This is a genomic window from Escherichia sp. HH41S (assembly GCF_009820115.1).
GTDB classification, from domain to species: domain Bacteria; phylum Pseudomonadota; class Gammaproteobacteria; order Enterobacterales; family Enterobacteriaceae; genus Escherichia; species Escherichia coli_F.
Window position 1 is genome coordinate 164,477 of the sequence record NZ_VNXE01000119.1, and the last position, 24,420, is coordinate 188,896.

Genomic DNA, 24,420 nt, shown 5'->3' on the forward strand with positions numbered 1-24,420 from the left:
TGTCTGGCTGTACAGAAAACAGGATAAATTCCCTCCGCGAGCGGTGGGAAACAGCTACAGGGATTGCATATGAGTTGCTATTTGAAAGTCCTGATTTGTGCGATTGTCGCACTCGCTATATGGTTTTTCCCCGTCCCCGACGGATTAACACCCTTAACCTGGCACATTCTGGCCATATTTATCACCACTGTGGTGGCGTTTATTCTGCAACCGTTGCCGGTAGGCGCTATCGCGTTAATAGCCATCAGTTTTATTATGCTGACCGGCATGATGAAAACCAGCGAAGCCTTAAAAGGTTTCAGCAGCACGACGGTATGGCTTATTGTCGCCGCATTCCTGTACGCGAAAGGATTCATCAAAACGGGGTTGGGGCGGCGTATCGCCTATTTGCTGATTCGCGGATTTGGCGGCAGCTCGTTGCGTCTGGGTTATACATTGGCGTTAAGCGATATGATTATCGCGCCCGCAACGCCATCAAACACAGCGCGAGCAGGAGGGATTTTGTTCCCGATTGTTCGCAGTGTCTCTAACAGCTTTGGATCTGAACCGGATCAAGGGCCGCGTAAAATAGGCGCTTATCTGATGCAGACGGTGTTCCATTCCAACTGTCTCTCATCCTCGATGTTTATGACGGCCAGCGCGCCAAATGCACTCATTGTATCTCTGGCGGCCAGCACTTTATTTGTCGATATCTCATGGGGGATGTGGACGCTAAGCGCACTGGTGCCGGGCATTATCGCTTTTATCACTATGCCGTTGGTCATTTACAAACTCTACCCGCCAGAGATCAAAAAGACGCCAGAAGCCAAAGCGTTGGCACAGGAAGAACTTATCAAAATGGGGCCGGTAACCCGTGATGAGCGCGTGACGATTGGCATTTTCCTGCTTTCATTATTGGCCTGGAGTACATCGAAATGGACTGGCTTGGATGCGACGGCTGTCGCGCTTTCTGGCGTCTGTTTAATGTTGATGACCCGGATTATCACCTGGCAGGATGTGCAGTCAGAGAAGGGGGCCTGGGACATTCTGGTCTGGCTGGGAGTCATGATCTGTATGGCAGATAAGCTCAATCAGCTTGGCCTGTTCAAATGGTTTGCCGTCACAACCTCGGCGCTGTTCACCGGCATTCCGTGGGAGATAACGTTGACGGTGTTGCTGATAGTTTATTGCTATTCCCACTATTTCTTTGCCGGAAGTACGCCGCATGTAGTGGCGATGTATGCCGCTTTTGGCAGCGTCTCGGTTGCTGCTGGCGCACCGCCGATGATGGCGGCTCTGTCACTGGCGTTCGTCACTAACCTGATGAGCGGCATTTCGCATTATGGCAACGGACCCGCAGTGATCTATTACGGCGCTGGCTATGTCTCGCAACGAGAATGGTGGCGGCTGGGCTTTATCGTCATGTTGTTGAACATTGTCATCTGGTTCGGACTGGGGGCGGTGTGGTGGAAAATTCTTGGCCTGTGGTAAGTGGCCTGTGACAAACATCAATCAAGGAATAGTGTATGAACTTAAAAGATATTCAAGTGGCGATCGTCGGCAAACTAAGTGACCGCTTAATGGCTAAAGTTGAATCTACCTTCACCGCATATCGCCTGTGGGAACTGGCTGACGAAGGCGCTTTTTACACGCAAATCGCGCCGGATATTCAGGCGCTGGTGACCAGTGGTAATCCGGTAATGGGGGCTTCTCGGGCGCTAATAGAAAAATTTCCGAATCTGAAGATTATTGCCAGCAACGGTGTGGGTTATGACCCTATTGATATCGTGGCAGCCAGGGAGCATGGCGTTATCGTCACCAACACACCTGGCGTGCTTAATGACTGTGTCGCAGACATTGGTATAGCGTTGTTACTCAATGTTGCCCGACGTATTAACATTGCCGATCGTTATGTTCGTGACGGCCGTTGGCCAAACGAGGGGCGTTTCCCGATGGCGACGAAAGTGAGTGGCAAACGTTGCGGAATTGTCGGTCTGGGGAACATTGGTAACGCAGTAGCCCGCCGTGCAGCAGCATTTGAAATGGAAATTCACTATTTCGACCCAAAACCGCATAACAAACCTGATTGGACGGCGCATGATTCGTTGGTTTCTCTGGCGCAAGCGGTGGACTTCCTCGTTCTGACGCTGCCAGGCGGCGCGAGTACGCGCGGCGTTATTGACAAAACGGTGCTGCAGGCTCTGGGGAAAACCGGGCATTTGATCAGTATTTCCCGGGGATCAGTGGTGAACGAAACCGATCTGATTGATGCTCTGCAAAATAACATCATTGCTGGTGCGGCACTGGACGTTTATGCCAACGAACCACATGTGCCAGAACAATTAATGTCGCTGGATAACGTTGTCCTTACGCCACATATCGCCAGTGGTACGAGCGAAACGTTTAATGCGATGGCGGATTTGGTATTTGATAACTTACAGGCTTTCTTTAGCGGGCGGCCAGTTATTACCCCTGTTACTCAATAAGGCGGAAAATATGATTTATGGTGATATCGCGTATCTTAGTGAACAACAAAAGCGGACATTTCATCCTGTCATCACTCGTGTCATTGAGTATCTTTCACAACATGATCTGAATAGTCTTCCTGTGGGAGAGAAGGTTTTTATTCAGGATGACTCAATATTTTATACCGTGGTTGAACCGATGACTAAACCACTACATGAATGTCGACCGGAAGTTCATCGTAAATATCTTGATGTCCATTTTTTAATTGCCGGAGAAGAGCGGATTTGTGTGGATTTTGATGATGGGGAAAACTCGGTTGTAGAAAGCCATCTGGGCGACCGTGATGTTATTTTTTATGCTGATGAACGTATTAATGATCGAATCATCACGCTAACACCAGGACAGTTTGTGGTGGTCTTTCCGGAAGAAGTGCATCGGGCATGCTATAAAATCGATAACGTGGAAAAAATCAAAAAAACAGTCGTGAAAATCGACATGAGTTTATTATAGGCGGAGCTGGCTATGACAAAAATTGCCCTGGTGACGGGGGGAAGTAAAGGCATCGGCTACGCAGCAGCAAAGGCACTCTATGACATTGGATATACAGTTATTGTTGCCGCGCGTAACGAAGAAACCTTACAGCAATGTGCACAAGGATTAGCCAAGGAACGCTTTATTCCTCTGGTTGCCGATGTTACGGATGAGTCCGCTGTCGTTGCGCTATTTGCCGAGATTAAGGCTCTTTTTGGTCGACTGGATCTCTTGTTCAATAATGCGGGCAATAATAGTCCGGCAAAAAGTATTGAAGAGGTTGAGTTTACTGAGTGGACGCGCGTGTTTAACGCCAATATTCATTCGACATTTTTGTGTTCGAAAGAGGCGATTAAAATCATGAAAGCGCAGCAGCCAATGGGAGGACGTATTATTAACAATGCGTCGATTTCTGCACTGACGCCGCGCCTCTATACTGCGCCATACACGGCGTCGAAACATGCTGTTACCGGGTTGACCAAGGCCATTTCCCTGGATTGTCGCAAATTTAATATCGCTTGCGGGCAAATTAATATCGGCAATGCGGAAACGACATTATCGAATCGGATGCGTAAGGGCGTTTATCAGGCAGATGGTGCTATTAAAGCGGAAGATATGATGAATGTTGCTGATGTTGCAGCGGCCATTCAGATGATGGCTCAGTTGCCAGTAACCACGAATGTGCTGGAAATAACGATTATGGCAAATAATATGCCGTATGTCGGACGTGGTTAATCGAGATTGAATAAAGCACCTTGCTTGTAAGGTGCTTTATTATTTATGACTTATGCCTCAACGCATGTTTGTTCCAGCCGTTGAAGAATATCTTTACGTAACAAAAATTTTTGTATTTTACCGGAGTCCGTGCGCGGTAGTTTTTCGATTACCACGATATGTTCAGGGTATTTATATTTCGCGACCCGTTTACGGCTAAAAAATGCCACTACATCTTCCAGCGATAATGAATGATGCGGTGCTTTCAGCACGACATAAGCGCATGAACGTTCACCTAAGCGTTCATCGGGCATTGCCACAACACAAGCATCATGAATTTTAGGATGCTGTAATAAAATATCTTCCACTTCACGACTGCTAATATTTTCCCCGCCGCGGACAATAATATCTTTCTTGCGCCCGGTTATTTTTATATAGCCAGCTTCATCCATTCGGCAGAGATCGCCGCTGTAATACCAGCCTTCTTCATCCAGCGCACGGGCGGTTAATTCAGGTTCATCAAAATACCCCATAAACACATTGGGACCACGCGAAGCCTCTTCACCTACACAACCAGGCGGTAAGGTCTTGCGTGCATCATCGACCACTTTAATCTCTACGCCTGCGGTAGCGTAACCATCGGTGTTCATAAAGCGCGACAAAGGATCGTCGAGATTTACCACCGCATGCGGCGAACTTTCTGTGGAACCATAAACACTTAATAATTTAATGCCGCGTTGTTGGCATTCACGCGCCACCTTTTTGGGGATCGTGGTGCCGCCGCAAAGAAAGAAGCGGAGTGCAGAAAGGTCTGCGGGCTGTTTCTCCAGTAAATTCAAAAGGTCATAGACAAACGGTGTTGCGCCGAGCATGCAGGTACACCGTTGCTGCTCAAGTAGCAAAAGACAGGCTTCCGGGGTAAAGATATCTAACAACACGCTGCGAGCGCCAATTAAAAATGGTGCCGTTACGCCATGCAGAAAGCCCGTTGCGTGACCAAGTGGCGCAGGCATCATAAAGACATCCTGCCAGGTCAGATTCAGCCGCGCGCAATAAGCCCGCTCACTGGCGAGAATATTGTTATGCGTTAGCATCACGCCCTTTGGCAGACCCTCGGTTCCGGAGGTAAATAGCACAGCGGCTAATTCATCGCCGTGGGTCGTTATCGCCGTAGTCAGTGGGGTATTGTCGGCGAGAATCTGACTTAATGAGAGGGAAGAGGTGGCGGGAGCCAGTTTGTCCACGCCGACAATTTGTTGTAGTTGTGGAAGCTGATTTTGCAGCGGCAGGATTAAATCTACCGGACGCGTTTGTTTAAACAACGTCGGTGCAAAGAACATTTTTGCCTGACACTTATTGAGCACCCACACCAGTTCTGCTTCCCGCCAGGAAGGCAACAGCGGCACGGAAACCGCACCGGTTTTCAGGCAGGCAAGATAGATAACGGTAAATTCACACCAGCCAGGCAGTTGAAAAGCAATGCGATCCCCTGATTCAATACCCTTCGCCAGCATCCAGTTTGCCAGACAGCTCGCGGCGTGATCGAGCTCGCTATAGGTGTACGATGCACCATGATTATCGACCACGGCAATTTTATCTGGCATCGAACGAGCGGTCTGCTGCCAGTAATCAGCCAGCGAAGCATCGCCCCATAATCCTTGCTGACGATACGCCGCACGACGTTGTTCGTTAAACGTTAATGTCACTTTCATTTTGGACTCTCGAAACAGAACATCAGGCCCGAGATACGGGCCTGTGGGATGCATGATTAGCCGTAGCGAAAATCAATACCGAAGGTGCCTGCGGGATATTGCCACTGTTCGAGAATCGTATTGCCACACAACACCCGACAGGTGCCGCATTCGAGACAACCGGCGGAATCAAAATGTATGTTTCCTGCGTCATCCTGCTTATAAAGTCCGGCAGGGCAAGCTTTCATTAATTTACGGAATTCATTGATATCGGGATTTGCCGCCAGAATGATATGCGGGTGACCCTCATCAACATGGAATTTATTGACACCTAATTTGATGTCGACGTTAACCGTAGCGTTCTGGCTCATAGCGCGGTTGCTCCCTTAATGCCATCTTTCAGCAAGTTGATCAGCCCAATTTTCTTCGCATGTCCCATGATCATTTTGCGTACCGGTTGGTTAGGCTTACCGTCGATAGTGAACATTTCGTTCATGATGTCGGCGACCATTCGTGGGTATTGGCTAAACAGGCGCGGGTTTTCCATCAGCGCCGGGATCTTGCGGAAATGCTGCATATCGCGCATAACACAACTTTGTTCCAGCTCACGTTTGTATTGCGCCAGACTGCTGGCGGAGAAATCCGCGCGTTCTTTGGCGGCGATCACCGTTGTGGCGGCAGCCTGGGCCGATGCGATGGCTAAATCCATTCCGCGAACCGTAAAGCCCAGATTGAGGCAGAAACCTGCGGCGTCACCGACGATCATCACACCCTCATTAACCAGCTGCGGCACCATTGCCAGACCGCCCTCCGGCACCATATGCGCGGAATATTCAAGCAGTTTGCCGCCGCTAATCAGCGGGCGAATTGCGGGGTGTTGTTTAAAATCTTCCAGCATTTGCGGCACGCTTTTTTGCGCATGAGCGATATCACCCAATCCACAAACCAGCCCCAGCGATACGGAATCATTGTTGGTATAGAGGAATCCGCCGCCCATCAAGCCGTCAGAAGGGGAACCGGCAAACAGCCAGGCGGCACCTTCCTCGCCCGTAACATTAAAGCGATCGTTGATCTGTTCTGGTGTGAGGCCAATAACCTCTTTAACACCAACTGCGTAATGATGCGGATCGGAAGCGGGAACCATTCCCAGCGAGCGGCCAAGCATTGAGTTAACGCCATCAGCCAGAATCACTACATTCGCTTCGAGAATATCCTCCCCGGCCTGAACGCCAGTGACCTTATTTCCTTCACGAACCAGCGCATCGACACGAACGCCCGGGATAAACTGCGCGCCAGCCTGTTCGGCTTGTTCTATCAACCACGGGTCCAGACGATTACGCAATACGGTATAAGACGCGTGTTGCGGAACATCTGGTTGCTCGCGGTGAAAATCGAGGGTAACGGCACTCTCTTCGGTTAAGAAGGAGATTTTCTCGCGTGTGACCTTGCGTTCTACCGGCGCTGATGCTGCAAAGCCTGGAATAATCGCTTCAAGTGTGTGGGCATAAAGACGCCCGCCGGTCATGTTTTTACATCCGGCACTGTCGCCGCGTTCTATCACCAGGACATCCAGCCCGGCTCGCGCCATGACCAGTGCGGCAACGCTACCGGCAACGCCCGCACCGACCACAATGGCATCAAATTTGTCATCCGACATGCGTTATGCTCCCTTCCCGCTGCATTTACAGCGGGAGATGTGGTTGAAAGGGGAATTAGCGGCTCAACTGGCTAATCAGGGCAGGGACGACTTTGTAAATATCGCCCACCAGACCGTAGTCGGCATAGTTGAAGATTGGCGCATTTTTATCTTTATTAATGGCGACAATCACTTTTGCACCGTTGCCGCCAACCATATGCTGGATCTGCCCGGAGATCCCCAGCGTCAGGTAGAGATCGGATTTCAGCAACACGCCGGAGACACCGATATAACGTTCACGCTCCATCCAGTTCTCGCCTTCGGCAATTGGACGTGAACAGCCGACTTCAGCATTCAGCACCGCCGCCAGTTCGTGGACCATTTTCAGGTCATCCTGCGCCGCCAAACCACGACCGACGCCAACCACACGTTTTGCTTTGCTCAGGTCCACGCTGCTTGCCGCTTTCGCACGGCGTTCGCGACAGAGAATTTCATGACGCGGGGCAACATAAGGTACCGTTTCTGTCGGGCACTGATGAGAGATATCACTGGTGCACGGTTCCTGAACACCGGGTGCAAGGGTAATGATCGCCAGCGGGCTGTTGATCTTTTCCTGAGCGAACGCTAACCCGCCATACATCCGGTGTTCGGCGCAAATGTGACCATCGACAATATCCACCGCCGTGGCATCGTTCACCAGCGCCGCATTCAGTTGCACACTTAACCGTGCTGCCAGAGCTTTACCACGTTTCGTCGCGGCCAACAGCAACATAGCGGGGTGTTTATCTTTCAGCAGGGCAGCAATGCTTTCGGCGTAATTTTCAGTACGTTGCAGCGCGTCGTTTTGCTCAAGAACATAAATACATTTTGGCCCATAAGGCATAACTGCCTGCGCCTGGTCGGTATTTTGTACAATGGCATACACCTGTTGGCCCCATTGCTGAGCGCCGCCAAACAGTTCAGCATAACGTTCAGGATTATCGCTAAAGATCCAGACGCTGTTTAATTGACTCATCGTTTCTTCTCCGTAGGCTTCAGTTCAGGGCTTTCTTCAGATGTTCCGCCAGCTCGGCAATGGCCTCCGGCGAATCGTTATCGAGAATGATGTGCTTACGTTCTGTTTGCGGCGGTACGCGAATGCCGGTCAGTTCAGCAAGTGGCGTGCTCTGGCTCCAGCCAATATCACTTGCCTGCCACTGATTTACCGGTTTTTTACCCGCGCCGAGAATGGCTTTCATCGAAGGAATGCGTGGCATGTTAATATCGGAGGTGACGCAGAGCACGGCTGGAACAGAGAGCTCAATAACTTCAACATCATCTTCAAGCGTGCGTTCAATCACCAGTGTATTGCCCTGACGCTGAATAGCACTCACTGCATTAATCACCGGAAGTTGCAGAATTTCTCCGACCAGCAAGCCAACCTGCTGGGCATAAAGGTCGCCGGAACCTTCACCAAAGATCAGTAAATCGAAGCCGATCTTTTCAACTGCTGCCGCCAGCGCCTTTGCGGTATCGAGAGGCAGTGCATGTTCAAGTTGCGCATCCTGCACCAAATACAGGCTATGCGGCCCGCGGGATAGCACGTCTTTGCGCACTTTCGAGTTCTGCAACAATGAGCCGCCAATGGTCAGCGCGGCTATCTCATCGTCATCTGTTGCAATCTGGCTTGCAGCTTCAATGGCATTGAGATCGAACTGGCTGATTTTGGCGTCGGCATTGTCGAAATTCAGGGTATATTCTGGAGTGACAACAATGTCCTGTTCTTCAGGCACCAGCTTAAAGCAGGTTATTATTTTCATGATTTCTCCTGTGAGTCGCATACGGAACCATCTCCGATGGAAGGTAAAAATGGCCTGAAAATAGTGTGCGATAGCGGTGCGGGGTTTTCGACGGAGCAAGCTGTTTTCCTTGCCAACAATCTTGCAAAAAAAATGCGATCGCTAAAACAAAAGTGCAATTTGCGGCAATGTTGTTATGCCATGACCGTACAATCTTGCATTCAGTGTAAATAATCTTGTTTAGCTCTCGCTAAACGCGGTTGTATAACCGCAATACACGCCGTATTTTATCCGGCATATATTGTTTTTGCTTGCTCATGGAATAGGGAGGTTGTCATGTATCAACGCTGTTTTGATAACGCCAGCGAAACGCTGTTTGTCGCCGGTAAAACGCCACGGCTTTCACGTTTTGCATTTAGCGATGATCCAAAATGGGAGTCCGGACATCACGTTCATGACAATGAAACCGAGTTGATTTACGTCAAGAAAGGGGTAGCAAGGTTTACCATCGATTCTTCGTTATATGTCGCGCATGCCGATGACATTGTGGTGATAGAACGTGGCAGGTTGCATGCGGTGGCCTCTGACGTTAACGATCCAGCAACGACGTGTACCTGTGCGCTGTACGGCTTTCAGTTTCAGGGGGCTGAGGAAAATCAGCTACTGCAACCGCATTCTTGCCCGGTAATTGCCGCAGGGCAGGGAAAAGAAGTCATTAAAACCTTATTTAATGAGCTAAGTGTGATTTTGCCGCAAAGTAAAAATAGCCAAACATCTTCGTTATGGGACGCATTTGCCTATACGTTAGCAATTCTTTACTACGAAAACTTTAAAAATGCTTATCGTTCGGAGCAGGGGTATATTAAAAAAGATGTTCTGATAAAAGATATTCTTTTCTATCTGAATAATAATTATCGCGAAAAAATCACTTTAGAGCAGTTATCGAAAAAATTTCGTGCCAGCGTCAGTTATATCTGCCATGAATTTACCAAAGAGTATCGTATTTCCCCTATTAACTATGTTATTCAACGGCGTATGACGGAAGCGAAATGGTCACTCACTAATACTGAATTATCACAGGCAGAGATCTCCTGGCGTGTGGGTTATGAAAATGTCGATCACTTTGCCAAACTGTTTTTGCGCCATGTCGGCTGTTCGCCCAGCGATTACCGCAGGCAATTTAAAAACTGTTTTGCGGAACAAGAAATCCTATCTGAATTTCCTCAACCAGTAAGTCTTGCCGGATAAATCTGGCGGCGCAGTTTGTTAAGAAGCTGCGCCGCCTGCAGATTATTTGTTCTGATAATCTTTCAGGATCTGCCGACCCGCTACGTAAATCATAATCTCGTCTGTACCGCCGCCGATACGTTCACAACGGACATCACGCCAGAAGCGAGAGACGCGCGCCTCATCGGTATAGCCCAGACCGCCCATGATTTGAATCGCATCATCAATAACTTCCATTGCGGTACGTGCGCAGTACAGTTTTGCCAGCGCCGCGCTGGTGCGCAGTGACTGATGCTGATCGGCTTGCCATGCCACTTTCAACACCATGTTGCGCATGTTGTCGATCTTAATCGCCATCAGCGCCAGTTTTTCCTGGATCATCTGGTTATGACCAATGGGCTTACCAAAAGCGATACGCTGGTTGGCATAGCGGGCGGCATCTTCAAAGGCACACTCGGCAAAGCCGGTGCTGCGCGCGGCATTGATCAAGCGTTCCATCTCAAAGTTGTACATCACATTGAGGAAACCCATTCCTTCTTCGCCCACCATGTCGCTCTCTTCAACTTCCACGTTGTCGAGATAGACTTCGCAGGTGCTGAGCATATGCCAGCCGATTTTATGCAGCGGGTTAATCTTAATGCCGGGCTTACTGGAGTCGACCCACCACAGGGTGAAGGCTTTTTTGGGATCTTTCGGTTCTGGATCGCGCGCCAGCACCAGCATATATGGGTACTCTTTCGCGCCGGTAATAAAGGTTTTCTGGCCGTTGATGTAAACCTTGCCATTTTTACGCGTGTAAGTGGTAGTGGCACTGTTATTGTCTGAGCCTGCGCCTGGTTCCGTCAACGCCAGGGCATAGGCGGGATCACCCGTTTCCAGGGTGCTCTCTGCCGTTTTACGTAGCTGCTCAGCAGAACCGAAACGGCGCATGCTGTGAATACATTGACCGTTGGTAATCAAAAATGCCGGAGCACCGCATTTTGACACTTCCATCAGCGCCAACATCTGGGTGACGTAATCCGCAGGGATGCCACCAAATTCTTCCGGCACGCCAAGCATAGAAATGCCGTTATCCGCCAGTGCCCGCATAAACTCACGCGGGTATGTCCCGTTTTGATCGCAGGTGCGGAAATACTCTTCCGGAAAGTTAGTCGTAATCAGTTCGCGAATACTGGCCAGCAGCAGTTCTTGTTCTTCAGTTAAAGAAAAATCCATCGTGATACTCCTGTTAATGAGCCGCTTCAGGCAGGACAAAACCCATCGCCGCATCGATAAATAATCTTTCGTCCATCAGTTTGAGTTCTGGCGAAATCACTGGGGTGAAATCCATTTTGTCGAGAATATCTTTTTGTAAATCGACGCCAGGAGCGATTTCGATTAAATGCAGGCCGTCTTCTTTTAGCGTGAATACGGCGCGCTCAGTGATATAACGAACATCCAGTCCTCGCTCGAGAGCGATTTTTCCGCTGAAAGTAATTTCCGGTAGTTCCCGAATAAATTTCTTCACCCGTCCTTCCTGGACGATATTTAATTTGCCGTCGGCAATTTCTGTTTTTAAACTGCCCGCAGTTAATGTGCCGCAGAAAATGATTTTCTTCGAAGTGGCACTGATATCAATAAATCCACCGGTGCCCATGATTTTACCATTGAATTTATGCACGCCGACGTTACCGTGCTGGTCGACTTCAGCAAAACTCAAATAACAAACATCCAGACCGCCACCGTGATAAAAATCAAACTGGGACGTCATATCCAGAATGGCACGGGTATTCACGTTCGCGCCAAAGGCGATCCCCTGTGAAGTAATACCGCCAATTGGGCCTGTTTCTACCGTCAGAATAAAGTCATCAGCACAACCTTCTTCCCGGGCGACCAGGCCAATGCCGTCGGCAATACCGACGCCGACATTCCCCACCGCGCCTTTGCGCATTTCGAATAATGCGCGCCGCGCAACTAATTTACGTTGGTTTAGGGGTAGGCTAAGTTTGGTGCTGTCATCAAGGGTGAAGTCACCAGAAATAAAGCGGTTAACCGGCGCACCGCCATACAGTTGGGTTTGATCCGGATCGACTACCACAATATCCACCAGATAACCCGGAATACGGACAGATTTAGGATGCAGCGTGGCTTTCTTAACCATCTTCTGCACCTGCATCATCACAATACCGCCGTTATTGTGCACCGCCTGAGCAATAACCAATGCGTCGAGATACATCACCTCATCTTCAAAGGTGGCGTAGCCTTCGCTGTCGCAGGTGGTAGCGCGAATGAAGGCGATATCCGGCGCAATCGCTTTGTAATAGAGATATTCTTTGTTATCAAACTCGACCAGTTTAATCAGGTCTTCTTTAGTGACTTCATTCAGTTTGCCGCCTTGCTGGCGTGGATCGACAAATGTTCCGATGCCAATATCACTAATAATACCAGGCTGGTGGGCTGCGGCGGCGCGTAAGGTTTGTGTAAGTACACCTTGTGGATAGTTATAAGCAATAATTTTATTTTGTTCTGCGAGATCAGAAATACGCGGCGATTGTCCCCAGTGACCGCATAATGCCCATTTCACCAGACCTTCTTGTGCCAGCGGACTAATACCACGGTCGGCGCGATCGCCAAGCCCTGTTGGACTAATAATCGATAAATTACGTGGTGTTTGAGTCTGTTTATATTTATCAGCAAGAGCAGTAATTAACGTGGTGGCTTCCAGAATACCGCCGCCAGCGCCTAACACACAAAGTGTCGCTTCGTCGGGAATATAATTCACCGCTTCCTGTGCCGACAGGACCGGCACTCGTCCATTAATACGAGGTGGTTTTACAGGTTTCATTGTTAATTCCTGATTCAGGTGTGATTTTCCCTACGCCAGATGGAGAATTAGCGCACAGAGACTCACGAAATATTTTTATTAAATACGGTTAAAAATACTTTTTTCATTTCGGCGGGGGAGGATATTCCCGCCGAAATATTATTGCTTATGCCTGATGTAAAATAGTTAATACCGTGCGCAAATCATTTACCGAGATTTGCCCTGGCGCAGAGGCTTTTTTTACCGCACCAAAAGTTGCCGCCGACCCAAATACTTCACCAGCCAGACGAGAAATTACGCCAGTTTTTGCCATCGACATTGTGATTATGGGGCGATCGGCATACTGCTCCTGCATCTCCAGGGTTGCACTAAGCAACGTCAGCACATCACTGGTACTTTGCGGCATCAGCGCAATCTTAGGAATATCGGCGTCGAAGGATTGCATTTTGCGCAGACGGGCAATGATTTCTTCGGCTTCCGGCGTTTTATGGAAGTCATGGTTGGACATGACAACTTTCACATCATGCGCGTGGGCGTAGGCCACGGTTTCTTTAACCTGATCATCGCCGGTAAATAACTCCAGATCGATCATATCAACCAGGCCGCTGTCGATGGCTGCACGATTGAGAGCAATATAAGCCTCGGTGGAAATCGCCTGCTCGCCGCCTTCTTTGGCACTGCGGAAGGTAAACAGCAGCGGTTTTTCTGGCATGCTTTCACGGAGAATTTTTGCCGCTGCCATGACAGACTCCACATTGGAGAGGTCGGCATAGTGGTCAACACGCCATTCCAGAATATCAAAGTCCGCTTCACGATAGGCGAGAGCTTCGGATTTCACGCTGGCGATATCTTTCGCCATCAGCGAGACGATGATTTTAGGTGCGCCCGTACCAATGACGAGATCTTTTACAGTTACGGTTTTCATTTTTTACCCTTTCTGCACGCGGTCAGCCTGTCAGGCACCGAACCCCATGACCTGTTTAACATATTCCAGAGGGAAATCTTTGCCAGTCCATAACGTGAACTGTTCAGCCCCTTGCCACAACAACATGCCGTATCCATCAATCGTTTTGCAACCAGCTTGTTGCGCCTGCTGCAATAACTTCGTCATATGCGGGTTATACACGCATTCAGTGACCAGAAGTCCCGGATGTAACAGACTGATATCATTAACCAATGATTCATTCTCAAGGGGTTTCATACCCACTTTTGTGCCATTGGTTAAAATGTCGGCGGAAGCCAGGGCTTCAGCAAAGGCTTGCTGATCGGCGAGATCGGTGACTGTCACGACGCAATCGGTGTTTTCGTTAACCCGTTGCGCGAAGGCGAGGGCTTTATCGAAGAACTCATCCCGACGGTTAAAGAGTTTAATTTCTTTTAAACCTTCAATTGCCCCCTGCGCGCCAATCGCCGTTGAGGCACCACCGGCCCCTAACAGCACCATCGTTTTGCCTTTGATATCAAAACCGCTCTCTTTAATGGCGCGAATATGGCCCGTGCCGTCGGTGTTATAGCCACGCAGATAGCCATCATCATTAACGATGGTGTTGATGGCACCCACCAGTTTGGCCGCTGGCGTTAATTCATCAACATATTCACACGCCAGTTGTTTGTTTGGCATCGATACACCAGTTCCGCGCATTTTGAGGGCTTTTAATCCTTCAATTGCTCCGGGAAAGCTATCGTTATCCACTTCGAAGGCCATATAGGTAAATGGCAATCCCGCTTTTTCTAAGGCTTTATTCTGCATTTCGGGCGATAAACTGTGCCGGATAGGATAGGCCATCAACCCAATCAATTCGTATTTTGCGGTAACATCCATAATTAACTCCTTTAACCTCTATGCTTAATTGTGTTTAACCGGGTGCTAAATTTACGCTCGCCAAACCGCACATCATTTTCAGGAATAATGAAAACGCGGTAATAGCGGATAAAAACAATAATTGCGGTAATCAGGGCCAGCAGCGCGAAAGTAAAATCGAGAACAATGATATATTGCAGGCCGATGTTCGACAGATAACCGGTAATCAGCGGAATAACAAAGTTAGCCAGTCCACCCATCATCATATAAATACTGGTGACTTTGGCTTTGCTTTTGGGGAAAAACTCTGACATGACCGAAACGCCGAGCTGTAAAATGCCGCCAGCTGCTGAGAAACCGATAACAAAGGCTCCGGCATTACACACCAGTGGAGAAGGGTACAGGTAGATAATGGCTGCTGTTATTGTTGCCAGTGCAGAGTTAAATACATTAGCCCAGATGGGCCGGACCATTTTTTTCAGTAGTGCGGCAAAAATAAAGACACAGACCAACGAGCCCATACTGTAATAAGAGATGGTTTTTAATGCTTCAGCTTCTGACATACCAGCAAAAGCCATCGCATATTTGGGCATCCACACCACAATCACATAAAAGGTCGAGAATGCGGCTACACCGAACAGTACCGATGAAACACCTTCCAGCCAGACTAACGGTTTGCTGTTCATTTGCGGTAATTCATTAGCTACGCTGGCGTCCACCAACTGGCTGGGGAATTTGCTTTTCAACAGCATCAGCGTGATCAGTACAAACAGAATACCCGGAATAATCAGCCCATAGCCGTACCAGATGTTATTGAGCAACATATAGCTCACCAGCATTGGGTAGAACATTTGTCCGAATGACACCATCGCTTTAACCAGTATGACCGCCGAACCGGAGGCTTTCGGAAAGCATTCCATGAGCGCAGGGTAGCCACCCGTATCCAATGCTGAGTTAGCGATACCTACGCACACTGCCAGACAGTAGGCGAGAGTTAAATTCGGGCAAGCGGGAATACCAAAGAAGAATAGCAGATACATTATTACTGCCATTAATATTACCGCCCGACGACCAAACTTATCGGAGATCACACCGAAGAATAAAATACTGATCAATCGGCCCAGACCGATACCGGAAATTAAATAGGCAATGCCCGCGTTGTCAGTGGAAAACTTTTCTGCCAGAGATGACATATTTTGGGCAAGCGTAATAACACTAATGCCGTGCAGAAAATAGCTGAAGTAAATACAAAGAACAGCCAGGATAAATGGCGTGCTGAAAGCCTTATTTTGAGACATTTTCACAGCTCCTTGCTGAAAGATTATTTCGTTACCGTACGTATTGTTCTCCGACGGTTTACATAATTACTATACTGAAGATGATTATCCCTGGGTACATGGCATAAAGTTTATGTTTCCAGGAATATTGCATGTCATAGTTTGTTTTTGACCGCGATTTTCCTTAGTTAGCGCAGAAAGAGTTATTTATCCGTAAGATCTTGCATGACCTGAAAAGAATATTGCATTACCCACCCGGAGCGACATTTTCCTTTAGCGAGTTATGCTGCGTTTCTTTGCGGCTGCGTAAGCCGATAAACAGTGCCAGTAAAAAACCAATGGCAGCGATGGCGGTATCGAACCACATAATATCGGCAATACTTCTTTGGGACAGATGAGCCGTAATCAACGGAATAGTAAAGGTCGCAATACTGCCCGCACTGTAATAGATCCCTGTCGCTTTACCTTTAGCGTAGGGGAAACGTTCAGCCATTAACGTCAGGCCAATTTGCACAACACCTCCAGCAGAGGTAAAACCAATGACAAAAGCAAATATTATCACCACATAAAATGTGGGATGCAGGCAGACGGTAAACAGAGCAGTAAATGAGATAAAGGTGTACAGCATGAGTAATGTTGTTGGGCGAACGGTATTACGAATGAGTGGAGCGGTAATAAATACACAAAGCAGCGAACCCACGGTGTAGATACTGAGTAGTTTGATCGACATAGTGTATGACATGCCTGCAACAAATTGTCCGTACTGTGCCAGCCACTGGCTAACCAGATAAAAGGTTGCCATTGAGATATAGCCATATAAGGTATAACTGGCTAAATCGATAATTGAACAGCGATGTTCCGTAGAGTTGGTGGCTTTCTCTATGACAGGTAAGCGACGACCCGGATGGGGTGGGAACGTACAACGGTATAAAAACAGAGCGTTAATAAACATAATGCCTGCGGCAATCATAAAGGACCAGCCGAACCACAGTTCAGCCCACACTAACAGGCTGATGATTAGCGGTAATAAAAATTGCCCGCTGGAAACAAATGCTTTAATTAAAATATTAGCTGTACCCGATGAACGTGGAAAAGCTTCCATCAAACTGGGATAGGTGCCTGCATCGAGAAAACTGTTTGCCATTCCCGCCAGAAAGCCCAAACCATAAGCGATAATGATGTTATTGGTGTGCAGGATGCCAAAAAAGAAGGCCATATAGCAGCACATCCCGAGCATGATAAAAGGGCGGCGACCAAAGCGATCGGATAATAATCCTGCAAAAAGCAAGACACTTAATCGACCAATACCCAGCGATGAGATAACTATTGAGACGCCTGCGGCATTAGTCTGCCAAAGCGTCTCCAGCGAGGCCATATTCAGGCTCATCAAAATGACGCCCATACCATGCACCAGGTAATTAAAATACAACCCAAGTGCGGTAGGGAAATAGGGATTTTTCATAGGTTCTACTTAGCAAAGGTGCTTTAAAAAGTTAAGCGATGTTGTGTCAGCATCCGTTCATTATTGTTGTAACAACGACAATTCCTTTCTTTGGAAAATTAACAAAGGCGCTCCAGATCGTGTGCATATAATTCAGCGGCTACCGATTGATAGATCTTCCAGTCAATAAAATTTCCATCAGGGTAGACACGTTGAAACGCGGTTAAGTCAGGGAAAAAACGCATGGTGTTGTTGCCGATGCGGTTATTTATTTTCTCTATGATGGCATGAAGATGTTTTTTTCGTTGCTGTCGCATAGCCAACAGTTGCTCGACCACACGATCAGGAATGGCGCATTTGCCATTTTCCCACTGATGCCAGCTTTCACTGTCAGCGGTCTGGGCAATCCAGGTCGCGCATTCATCAATAGTCATGGCAAAAATATGGCGAAGAGCCTGGAGTTCATAAGCGTTCATCGTGTAATGGCTGCATGAAATAAACAATAAAATATAAATAACATTATCAGCCTGCCGACGGCTTGAAGAGAGTCACAGTATCTTGTGCAACATTATTGGAAAGAGTGAGGGGGCGAGGTAGCGAAGAAGAAAAATGTTAAAAAAAAGCCCATCGTGGGAGATGGGCAAAGACTACACACAGCAATTCGTTGTTTCACTCAGGGGATTTCCATGCTTATAAATCAATATGTTGATTTATAACCGTGAGCTAATAGTAGGCATACGGACTTTTTGCGTCGATCAGATTCGTCTCATTAGTTTAAAAACTGTAAAGAATTTGCGACAGGTACTACCAGCTGAATGGCGGTAAGCAGGAAAATATAGTGAAGAGCAAGCAAATATCAATTAGCGGTGGTTAACAATCAGGCGGCAGAACCGCCTGATGAGAAATTACTTATTCGGTTTCTCGATTTCGCCAAGTTCTTCGAGAACTTCTTCCGGTTGGTCAGTCGGCGGTGGGACTTCTTCCACCCACGCGGCAAAAAGACGCCAGGAAACGGCTAACAGAACCGGACCAATAAACAGGCCGATCATGCCGAAAGCAATCAAACCACCAATAACGCCAGAGAGAATCAGGATCAGCGGTAAATCGGCACCCATGCGAATTAACATTGGGCGGATGACGTTATCCAGCGTGCCAACCACACCACTCCATACCAGTAATACCGTGCCCCAGGTGGTATCGCCGGTCCAGTAGAGCCAGATAATCGCCGGAATCAGCACCGGCAGCGGGCCAAGTTGGACAAGGCAGGAGAGGATCATTAACACCGTGAGCAAAGTTGCATAAGGTACGCCGGATACCGCGAGGCCGATACCGCCAAGCACTGCCTGTACTAACGCTGTCACCACAACACCCAGCGCCACTGCGCGGATAGCTTGTGCCGCCAGCAGCACGGCGGCATCTCCACGAACGCCTGCCAGACGGGTTGCAAAATGGCGAATGCCTTGCGCCACTTGTTCACCGCGCCAGTACAGCAGGGCGCTGAAGAGAAGCATCAGCGCACAATGCACCATAAAGCGCCCGATATGCGCCGCCTGCCCAACGAACCAGGTGGTGGTGGTGCCAATATAAGGACGGACTTTGGCCATGATCGCCGTGCCTCCCATATCCAGCAAGTTGTGCCAGCCTGCGTACAGCTTCGTGCCAATCACCGGTATGGTATTAAGCCACGCCAGATCGGGTAACGTCATGTCACCGCTGGAAATGGCTTTAATAAGCGGGCCGCTGCCGTCGACGATACTGTTAACCAGCAAAGCAATAGGGATGATAAACACCATCACTAATAACAGCGTCATCACCAGAACGGCGAGAGAGCGGCGGCCAAACATGATCTTTTGCAAACGTAACAATACCGGCCAGGTGGCGATAACCACCGTACCGGCCCATGCGAAGCCGAGAATAAAGGGTTGAACAATCCACAGACATGCCACAATCATGATGGCTAAAAACAGCACCGAAAGCAGAATTTGTGCGACATCCCTGGGCTGACGAACATTTACCATAACTACTTTTCACCTTTTTTGTGCGTCAAATCGTCGACGCGACGTGAACACGCGAAACTCACCTGCATAATGATGAGCAATTTCAGCGGTTTTTAACAGGCCGATTCTGCCCTTAATTCTCATGGGCGTGTTAGAAAAAAATGTGGTACAACAACTCAGGCAACACGCAAACGATTTACTCGTCGTATTTCAAATTGCATGTGCTGCGGCTACGTTCGTTCATCCCAGTCACTTACTTTGTAAGCTCCAGGAGTTCACTCGCTTGCCGCCTTCCTGCAACTCGAAATCCATAGAGTAAACAAACATCACCTTTCAGTGCGCTATTAGCAGCCTGAAAGAACAATGTATCGATCTACATCACAGACCGCAGGAAAGGGTCAATATAATGATTCCACAGATTTCCCAGGCACCCGGCGTCGTTCAATTGGTGCTTAATTTTTTGCAAGAGCTGGAGCAACAGGGTTTTACTGGCGATACGGCGACAAGTTATGCCGATCGTCTGACAATGTCGACCGACAACAGTATTTACCAACTTCTCCCCGATGCAGTGGTATTTCCGCGTTCGACCGCAGATGTGGCGCTGATCGCCCGTCTTGCCGCGCAGGAACGCTATTCATCGCTGATCTTTACCCCCCGCGGCGGCGGCACCGGCACTAACGGTCAGGCGCTCAACCAGGGGATTATTGTTGATATGTCCCGCCATATGAACCGCATCATCGAAATTAACCCTGAAGAGGGCTGGGTGCGCGTTGAGGCCGGGGTGATAAAAGATCAACTCAATCAGTACCTGAAACCGTTCGGCTACTTTTTTGCGCCGGAACTTTCGACCAGCAACCGGGCAACGCTCGGTGGGATGATCAATACCGATGCATCCGGTCAGGGATCGCTGGTCTATGGCAAAACGTCAGATCACGTACTTGGCGTACGCGCGGTGTTGTTGGGGGGCGATATTCTCGATACGCAACCTTTACCCGTCGAACTGGCAGAAACGCTGGGTAAAACCAATACCGCAATCGGGCGAATTTATAACACGGTTTATCAACGTTGCCGTCAGCAACGCCAGTTAATCATCGACAACTTCCCCAAACTTAACCGCTTTCTTACCGGTTACGATCTGCGTCATGTCTTTAACGATGAGATGACCGAGTTCGACCTGACGCGCATTCTGACGGGTTCAGAAGGGACGCTGGCCTTTATTACCGAAGCGCGGCTGGATATTACGCCCTTGCCTAAAGTGCGCCGTCTGGTGAACGTCAAATATGACTCTTTTGACTCCGCGCTGCGTAACGCGCCGTTTATGGTTGAGGCGCGGGCGCTTTCGGTAGAGACGGTGGACTCAAAAGTGCTGAATCTGGCGCGGGAAGATATTGTCTGGCATTCCGTCAGCGAGTTGATTACCGATGTGCCTGACAAAGAAATGCTCGGGCTGAACATTGTGGAATTTGCTGGTGATGATGAGACGCTGATTGATGAGCGGGTAAATGCACTCTGTGCGCGGTTGGATGAACTGATTGCCAGCCAACAGGCAGGTGTGATTGGCTGGCAGGTGTGCCGCGAACTGGCGGGTGTTGAACGTATCTATGCGATGCGCAAAAAAGCCGTTGGTCTGCTTGGCAATGCCAAAGGTGCCGCTAAGCCAATTCCGTTTGCTGAGGATACCTGCGTACCGCCGGAACATCTGGCCGATTATATTGCTGAATTTCGCGCGCTGCTCGACAGCCACGGCTTAAGCTACGGTATGTTCGGTCACGTCGACGCAGGTGTCTTGCACGTCCGTCCGGCACTGGATATGTGCGATCCACAACAAGAGATTTTGATGAAGCAAATCTCTGATGACGTGGTGGCGCTGACTGCGAAATACGGTGGTTTGTTGTGGGGCGAGCACGGCAAAGGTTTTCGCGCTGAATACAGCCCGGCGTTTTTCGGTGAGGAACTTTTTGCAGAACTGCGCAAAGTGAAAGCGGCATTTGACCCGCATAACCGACTCAACCCAGGGAAGATTTGCCCGCCAGAAGGTCTCGATGCGCCGATGATGAAAGTGGACGCGGTGAAGCGTGGCACATATGATCGACAGATCCCCATTGCGGTACGCCAGCAGTGGCGCGGTGCGATGGAGTGTAACGGCAACGGTTTATGCTTCAACTTTGATGCCCGTAGTCCGATGTGTCCGTCGATGAAGATCACCCAGAACCGGATTCATTCACCGAAAGGGCGCGCAACGCTGGTGCGTGAATGGCTGCGCTTGTTGGCGGATCGCGGCATTGACCCACTCAAACTGGAACAAGAACTGCCTGAATCCGGCGTCAGTTTGCGGACGTTAATTGCCCGCACGCGCAATAGCTGGCATGCGAATAAAGGCGAATATGACTTCTCACACGAAGTCAAAGAGGCGATGTCGGGCTGTCTGGCGTGTAAAGCGTGTTCGACCCAGTGCCCCATCAAAATTGATGTGCCGGAGTTTCGCTCTCGTTTCCTGCAGCTCTATCACACACGTTATTTACGCCCATTACGTGACCATTTGGTGGCAACGGTTGAGAGCTACGCGCCGCTGATGGCACGCGCGCCGAAAACCTTTAACTTCTTCATTAACCAGCCGCTGGTGCGCAAACTCTCGGAAAAACATATTGGCATGGTTGATTTGCCGCTGCTGTCGGTCCCCTCGCTGCAACAACAAATGGTGGGGCATCGCTCGGCAAACATGACGCTGGAACAGCTTGAAGCTCTCAATGCAGAGCAGAAAGCGCGCACGGTGTTGGTGGTGCAGGACCCCTTTACTAGCTATTACGATGCGCAAGTGGTGGCGGATTTTGTCCGTCTGGTCGAAAAATTAGGTTTCCAGCCCGTGTTACTGCCATTTTCGCCAAATGGCAAAGCCCAGCATATCAAAGGCTTTCTTAATCGCTTTGCGAAGACGGCGAAAAAGACGGCGGATTTCCTCAACCGTATGGCGAAGCTGGGGATGCCAATGGTGGGCGTCGATCCAGCGCTGGTACTTTGTTATCGCGATGAATATAAACTGGCGCTGGGCGAGGAGCGTGGCGAGTTTAAGGTCTTACTGGCGAATGAATGGTTGGCAAGCATACTTGAGTCACAGCCAGTGGCTACAGTCAGCGGTGAATCATGGTATTTCTTTGGTCACTGTACCGAAGTTACCGCCTTGCCGGGCGCTCCAGCACAATGGGCGGCAATATTTGCCCGTTTTGGCGTGAAACTGGAAAATGTCAGTGTGGGTTGCTGCGGCATGGCAGGGACTTACGGACATGAAGCGAAAAATCATAAAAACTCGCTCGGGATCTATGAGTTATCCTGGCATCAGGCGATGCAGCGACTGCCGCGTAACCGCTGTCTGGCGACCGGATATTCCTGTCGCAGCCAGGTAAAACGGGTTGAAGGCACGGGGGTACGCCATCCTGTGCAGGCTTTACTGGAGATTATTAAATGATATGGAAACGAAAAATCACCCTGGAAGCACTGAATGCAATGGGTGAAGGAAACATGGTGGGGTTGCTGGATATTCGCTTTGAACATATTGGTGATGACACGCTTGAAGCGACAATGCCAGTAGACTCGCGGACAAAGCAGCCTTTCGGGCTGCTGCATGGAGGTGCGTCCGTGGTGCTGGCTGAAAGTATCGGTTCCGTTGCCGGTTATTTATGTACCGAAGGTGAGCAAAAAGTGGTTGGTCTGGAAATCAATGCTAATCATGTTCGCTCGGCACGAGAAGGGCGGGTACGCGGCGTATGTAAATCGTTGCATCTCGGTTCACGTCATCAGGTTTGGCAGATAGAAATCCTCGATGAGAAAGGGCGTTTGTGCTGTTCGTCACGATTGACGACAGCCATTTTGTGACGTTGTCACCAGAAAAGTGTGACGCATATTGCTTTTGGTCATTATCTGCACAGTAAACGGTGGTATACTGTGCAGGTCTTGTCTAAAAGCGAGGATGCTATGTCTACTCAACTTGATCCCACCCAACTGGCCATTGAATTTTTACGCCGTGACCAAAGCAATCTTTCACCTGCCCAATATCTCAAACGTCTGAAACAATTAGAACTTGAATTCGCTGACTTGCTTACTCTCTCTTCTGCTGAATTAAAAGAAGAAATCTACTTTGCCTGGCGTTTGGGCGTGCATTGATCCTGACGTAATGCCGCGAGTTCGCCAAATCGGCCTGGATTAATCTTCGTCCAGGTTCGAGGGCCTTCTTAATACTGCTTATCTACCCGCCTGATAACGTTCAAAAATAATACAAATCGCAGTTTGTGCTAAAACAGCGGCTTAGCTTTATGAGACTATTCTTATCGCCCCTTCAAGAGCTAAGCCACTGTGAGTGCCGGAGATAAGCGCCGGATGGGGTAGAAACCCTTAAGCCTGTGATGCACAGACTTAAGGGTTTTCTTATTTCTGAACGCTGCACTTTTTTACCTATCTCTTAAATAGTCATTTTCAATACAACTTTTTCTTTTTCATCACAGCCTTAATGCTCCTTAGATAATAATCATTATCTAACAATGAGATACCTAATTCTTAGCGTGCCTGTTAACCCACACATCAGGGTCTATGCTTATTAAAAGCAGGCAAAAAGCATGTTTTACGGTAAAGCCCCTGCGTTTGCTGGGTTGAACTGATAATCATTATCACTAACATGCTGTTATACGCTGAAAGCGATGAAGTGAGGTAAATCGATGGACATGCATTCAGGAACCTTTAATCCACAGGATTTCGCCTGGCAGGGCTTAACGCTGACACCTGCTGCCGCGGTCCACATCCGTGAGCTGGTGGCAAAGCAACCAGGTATGGTCGGCGTGCGCTTAGGCGTGAAGCAAACGGGCTGCGCGGGCTTTGGCTATGTGCTCGACAGTGTTAGCGAGGCAGACAAAGACGATCTGCTGTTTGAACACGACGGCGCGAAGCTGTTTGTCCCGCTGCAAGCGATGCCGTTTATTGATGGCACGGAAGTCGATTTCGTTCGTGAAGGACTTAATCAGATATTCAAATTTCACAACCCTAAAGCCCAGAATGAATGTGGCTGTGGCGAAAGCTTTGGGGTATAGGCGG

The 24,420-nt window shown here is 49.0% G+C and carries 22 protein-coding genes and 1 other RNA gene; 9 read left to right on the forward strand and 14 right to left on the reverse strand.

The window, feature by feature from the left end; genetic code table 11:
* The first annotated feature begins 69 nt into the window (after positions 1 to 69).
* The 4 genes from FQZ95_RS22775 to FQZ95_RS22790 are packed head-to-tail and all read left to right on the forward strand — an operon-like array spanning position 70 to position 3,711.
* Complete coding sequence (locus FQZ95_RS22775) at positions 70 to 1,470, forward strand: anion permease (RefSeq protein WP_001278074.1); 1,401 nt, start codon at positions 70 to 72, stop codon at positions 1,468 to 1,470.
* 35 nt (positions 1,471 to 1,505) lie between these two features.
* Positions 1,506 to 2,465, forward strand: coding sequence for a 2-hydroxyacid dehydrogenase (locus FQZ95_RS22780; protein WP_001049279.1), 960 nt, complete (start codon positions 1,506 to 1,508; stop codon positions 2,463 to 2,465).
* Positions 2,466 to 2,475: 10 nt separating this feature from the next.
* The gene (locus FQZ95_RS22785) at positions 2,476 to 2,955 is read left to right on the forward strand and encodes a YhcH/YjgK/YiaL family protein (protein ID WP_000639091.1); all 480 of its coding nucleotides are present in this window, start codon (positions 2,476 to 2,478) and stop codon (positions 2,953 to 2,955) included.
* A 12-nt stretch (positions 2,956 to 2,967) separates the two neighbouring features.
* Positions 2,968 to 3,711, forward strand: a complete 744-nt coding sequence (locus tag FQZ95_RS22790) for an SDR family oxidoreductase (protein WP_000160965.1) — start codon at positions 2,968 to 2,970, stop codon at positions 3,709 to 3,711.
* Positions 3,712 to 3,761: 50 nt separating this feature from the next.
* Here FQZ95_RS22790 and fadK read toward each other — a convergent pair whose 3' ends face one another.
* From fadK to FQZ95_RS22815, 5 genes are read right to left on the reverse strand one after another with little or no spacing between them, the layout of a single operon-like run.
* Complete coding sequence (gene fadK / locus FQZ95_RS22795) at positions 3,762 to 5,402, reverse strand: medium-chain fatty-acid--CoA ligase (protein WP_202384192.1); 1,641 nt, start codon at positions 5,400 to 5,402, stop codon at positions 3,762 to 3,764.
* Positions 5,403 to 5,458: 56 nt separating this feature from the next.
* Positions 5,459 to 5,752 carry a ferredoxin family protein gene (locus FQZ95_RS22800; RefSeq protein ID WP_000081071.1) on the reverse strand — a complete coding sequence of 98 codons (294 nt, stop codon included), beginning with the start codon at positions 5,750 to 5,752 and terminating at the stop codon, positions 5,459 to 5,461.
* A complete protein-coding gene (locus tag FQZ95_RS22805; RefSeq protein WP_032184346.1) occupies positions 5,749 to 7,038 on the reverse strand; it encodes an FAD-dependent oxidoreductase in 1,290 nt (429 codons plus the stop codon). The genes FQZ95_RS22800 and FQZ95_RS22805 overlap by 4 nt, the downstream gene beginning before the upstream one ends.
* A 55-nt stretch (positions 7,039 to 7,093) precedes the next feature.
* Positions 7,094 to 8,032 (reverse strand): electron transfer flavoprotein subunit alpha, encoded by a 939-nt coding sequence (locus tag FQZ95_RS22810; protein ID WP_032184345.1) that lies wholly within the window; start codon positions 8,030 to 8,032, stop codon positions 7,094 to 7,096.
* 19 nt (positions 8,033 to 8,051) lie between these two features.
* Complete coding sequence (locus tag FQZ95_RS22815; RefSeq protein WP_000692119.1) at positions 8,052 to 8,816, reverse strand: electron transfer flavoprotein; 765 nt, start codon at positions 8,814 to 8,816, stop codon at positions 8,052 to 8,054.
* Between the two features lie 315 nt (positions 8,817 to 9,131).
* Here FQZ95_RS22815 and FQZ95_RS22820 point away from each other — a divergent pair, with 315 nt between their 5' ends.
* Positions 9,132 to 10,043 (forward strand): AraC family transcriptional regulator, encoded by a 912-nt coding sequence (locus FQZ95_RS22820; RefSeq protein WP_000284798.1) that lies wholly within the window; start codon positions 9,132 to 9,134, stop codon positions 10,041 to 10,043.
* Between the two features lie 42 nt (positions 10,044 to 10,085).
* On the opposite strand, the gene FQZ95_RS22825 is transcribed toward FQZ95_RS22820, so the two are convergent.
* From FQZ95_RS22825 to ydiK, 9 genes are all read right to left on the reverse strand, one after another.
* Positions 10,086 to 11,237: an acyl-CoA dehydrogenase gene (locus tag FQZ95_RS22825; protein WP_000347836.1), complete on the reverse strand. Its 1,152-nt coding sequence runs from the start codon at positions 11,235 to 11,237 to the stop codon at positions 10,086 to 10,088.
* 13 nt (positions 11,238 to 11,250) lie between these two features.
* Positions 11,251 to 12,846 (reverse strand): acyl CoA:acetate/3-ketoacid CoA transferase, encoded by a 1,596-nt coding sequence (locus FQZ95_RS22830; RefSeq protein ID WP_032184342.1) that lies wholly within the window; start codon positions 12,844 to 12,846, stop codon positions 11,251 to 11,253.
* A 145-nt stretch (positions 12,847 to 12,991) separates the two neighbouring features.
* A complete protein-coding gene (gene aroD, locus FQZ95_RS22835; RefSeq protein ID WP_032184340.1) occupies positions 12,992 to 13,750 on the reverse strand; it encodes a type I 3-dehydroquinate dehydratase in 759 nt (252 codons plus the stop codon).
* A gap of 30 nt (positions 13,751 to 13,780) precedes the next feature.
* Entirely contained in the window at positions 13,781 to 14,647 is an 867-nt protein-coding gene (gene ydiB / locus FQZ95_RS22840; RefSeq protein WP_000383469.1) for a quinate/shikimate dehydrogenase, read from the reverse strand.
* A gap of 11 nt (positions 14,648 to 14,658) precedes the next feature.
* Complete coding sequence (locus FQZ95_RS22845) at positions 14,659 to 15,924, reverse strand: MFS transporter (protein ID WP_032184339.1); 1,266 nt, start codon at positions 15,922 to 15,924, stop codon at positions 14,659 to 14,661.
* 226 nt (positions 15,925 to 16,150) lie between these two features.
* Positions 16,151 to 17,365, reverse strand: coding sequence for an MFS transporter (locus tag FQZ95_RS22850; protein ID WP_105276972.1), 1,215 nt, complete (start codon positions 17,363 to 17,365; stop codon positions 16,151 to 16,153).
* A 98-nt stretch (positions 17,366 to 17,463) separates the two neighbouring features.
* On the reverse strand, positions 17,464 to 17,820 hold the full coding sequence (locus FQZ95_RS22855) for a YdiL family protein (RefSeq protein WP_088541852.1): 357 nt from the start codon (positions 17,818 to 17,820) through the stop codon (positions 17,464 to 17,466).
* Positions 17,821 to 17,956: 136 nt separating this feature from the next.
* Positions 17,957 to 18,064, reverse strand: an RNA gene (gene rprA / locus FQZ95_RS22860) — antisense sRNA RprA.
* A 185-nt stretch (positions 18,065 to 18,249) separates the two neighbouring features.
* Positions 18,250 to 19,362, reverse strand: coding sequence for an AI-2E family transporter YdiK (gene ydiK / locus FQZ95_RS22865; RefSeq protein ID WP_000248647.1), 1,113 nt, complete (start codon positions 19,360 to 19,362; stop codon positions 18,250 to 18,252).
* Between the two features lie 385 nt (positions 19,363 to 19,747).
* Between ydiK and ydiJ the strand changes: the two genes are divergently transcribed.
* The 4 genes from ydiJ (at position 19,748) to sufA (ending at position 24,416) form a co-directional block, all read left to right on the forward strand.
* Complete coding sequence (gene ydiJ / locus FQZ95_RS22870; RefSeq protein WP_160530726.1) at positions 19,748 to 22,804, forward strand: D-2-hydroxyglutarate dehydrogenase YdiJ; 3,057 nt, start codon at positions 19,748 to 19,750, stop codon at positions 22,802 to 22,804.
* On the forward strand, positions 22,801 to 23,211 hold the full coding sequence (menI, locus tag FQZ95_RS22875; RefSeq protein ID WP_160530728.1) for a 1,4-dihydroxy-2-naphthoyl-CoA hydrolase: 411 nt from the start codon (positions 22,801 to 22,803) through the stop codon (positions 23,209 to 23,211). Before ydiJ ends, menI begins: the two co-directional genes overlap by 4 nt.
* 99 nt (positions 23,212 to 23,310) lie before the next feature.
* Positions 23,311 to 23,499: a YdiH family protein gene (locus FQZ95_RS22880; RefSeq protein ID WP_001296104.1), complete on the forward strand. Its 189-nt coding sequence runs from the start codon at positions 23,311 to 23,313 to the stop codon at positions 23,497 to 23,499.
* A gap of 548 nt (positions 23,500 to 24,047) precedes the next feature.
* Entirely contained in the window at positions 24,048 to 24,416 is a 369-nt protein-coding gene (gene sufA, locus FQZ95_RS22885; protein ID WP_032184334.1) for a Fe-S cluster assembly scaffold SufA, read from the forward strand.
* Positions 24,417 to 24,420 lie beyond the last annotated feature (4 nt).

Excerpts from the sequence above, each read along its gene's own strand:
- FQZ95_RS22775 (WP_001278074.1), top strand. The coding sequence starts at position 70 with ATGAGTTGCTATTTGAAAGTCCTGATTTGTGCGATTGTCGCACTCGCT.
- FQZ95_RS22780 (WP_001049279.1), top strand. The coding sequence starts at position 1,506 with ATGAACTTAAAAGATATTCAAGTGGCGATCGTCGGCAAACTAAGTGAC.
- FQZ95_RS22785 (WP_000639091.1), top strand. The coding sequence starts at position 2,476 with ATGATTTATGGTGATATCGCGTATCTTAGTGAACAACAAAAGCGGACA.
- FQZ95_RS22790 (WP_000160965.1), top strand. The coding sequence starts at position 2,968 with ATGACAAAAATTGCCCTGGTGACGGGGGGAAGTAAAGGCATCGGCTAC.
- fadK (WP_202384192.1), bottom strand. The coding sequence starts at position 5,402 with ATGAAAGTGACATTAACGTTTAACGAACAACGTCGTGCGGCGTATCGT.
- FQZ95_RS22800 (WP_000081071.1), bottom strand. The coding sequence starts at position 5,752 with ATGAGCCAGAACGCTACGGTTAACGTCGACATCAAATTAGGTGTCAAT.
- FQZ95_RS22805 (WP_032184346.1), bottom strand. The coding sequence starts at position 7,038 with ATGTCGGATGACAAATTTGATGCCATTGTGGTCGGTGCGGGCGTTGCC.
- FQZ95_RS22810 (WP_032184345.1), bottom strand. The coding sequence starts at position 8,032 with ATGAGTCAATTAAACAGCGTCTGGATCTTTAGCGATAATCCTGAACGT.
- FQZ95_RS22815 (WP_000692119.1), bottom strand. The coding sequence starts at position 8,816 with ATGAAAATAATAACCTGCTTTAAGCTGGTGCCTGAAGAACAGGACATT.
- FQZ95_RS22820 (WP_000284798.1), top strand. The coding sequence starts at position 9,132 with ATGTATCAACGCTGTTTTGATAACGCCAGCGAAACGCTGTTTGTCGCC.
- FQZ95_RS22825 (WP_000347836.1), bottom strand. The coding sequence starts at position 11,237 with ATGGATTTTTCTTTAACTGAAGAACAAGAACTGCTGCTGGCCAGTATT.
- FQZ95_RS22830 (WP_032184342.1), bottom strand. The coding sequence starts at position 12,846 with ATGAAACCTGTAAAACCACCTCGTATTAATGGACGAGTGCCGGTCCTG.
- aroD (WP_032184340.1), bottom strand. The coding sequence starts at position 13,750 with ATGAAAACCGTAACTGTAAAAGATCTCGTCATTGGTACGGGCGCACCT.
- ydiB (WP_000383469.1), bottom strand. The coding sequence starts at position 14,647 with ATGGATGTTACCGCAAAATACGAATTGATTGGGTTGATGGCCTATCCT.
- FQZ95_RS22845 (WP_032184339.1), bottom strand. The coding sequence starts at position 15,924 with ATGTCTCAAAATAAGGCTTTCAGCACGCCATTTATCCTGGCTGTTCTT.
- FQZ95_RS22850 (WP_105276972.1), bottom strand. The coding sequence starts at position 17,365 with ATGAAAAATCCCTATTTCCCTACCGCACTTGGGTTGTATTTTAATTAC.
- FQZ95_RS22855 (WP_088541852.1), bottom strand. The coding sequence starts at position 17,820 with ATGAACGCTTATGAACTCCAGGCTCTTCGCCATATTTTTGCCATGACT.
- ydiK (WP_000248647.1), bottom strand. The coding sequence starts at position 19,362 with ATGGTAAATGTTCGTCAGCCCAGGGATGTCGCACAAATTCTGCTTTCG.
- ydiJ (WP_160530726.1), top strand. The coding sequence starts at position 19,748 with ATGATTCCACAGATTTCCCAGGCACCCGGCGTCGTTCAATTGGTGCTT.
- menI (WP_160530728.1), top strand. The coding sequence starts at position 22,801 with ATGATATGGAAACGAAAAATCACCCTGGAAGCACTGAATGCAATGGGT.
- FQZ95_RS22880 (WP_001296104.1), top strand. The coding sequence starts at position 23,311 with ATGTCTACTCAACTTGATCCCACCCAACTGGCCATTGAATTTTTACGC.
- sufA (WP_032184334.1), top strand. The coding sequence starts at position 24,048 with ATGGACATGCATTCAGGAACCTTTAATCCACAGGATTTCGCCTGGCAG.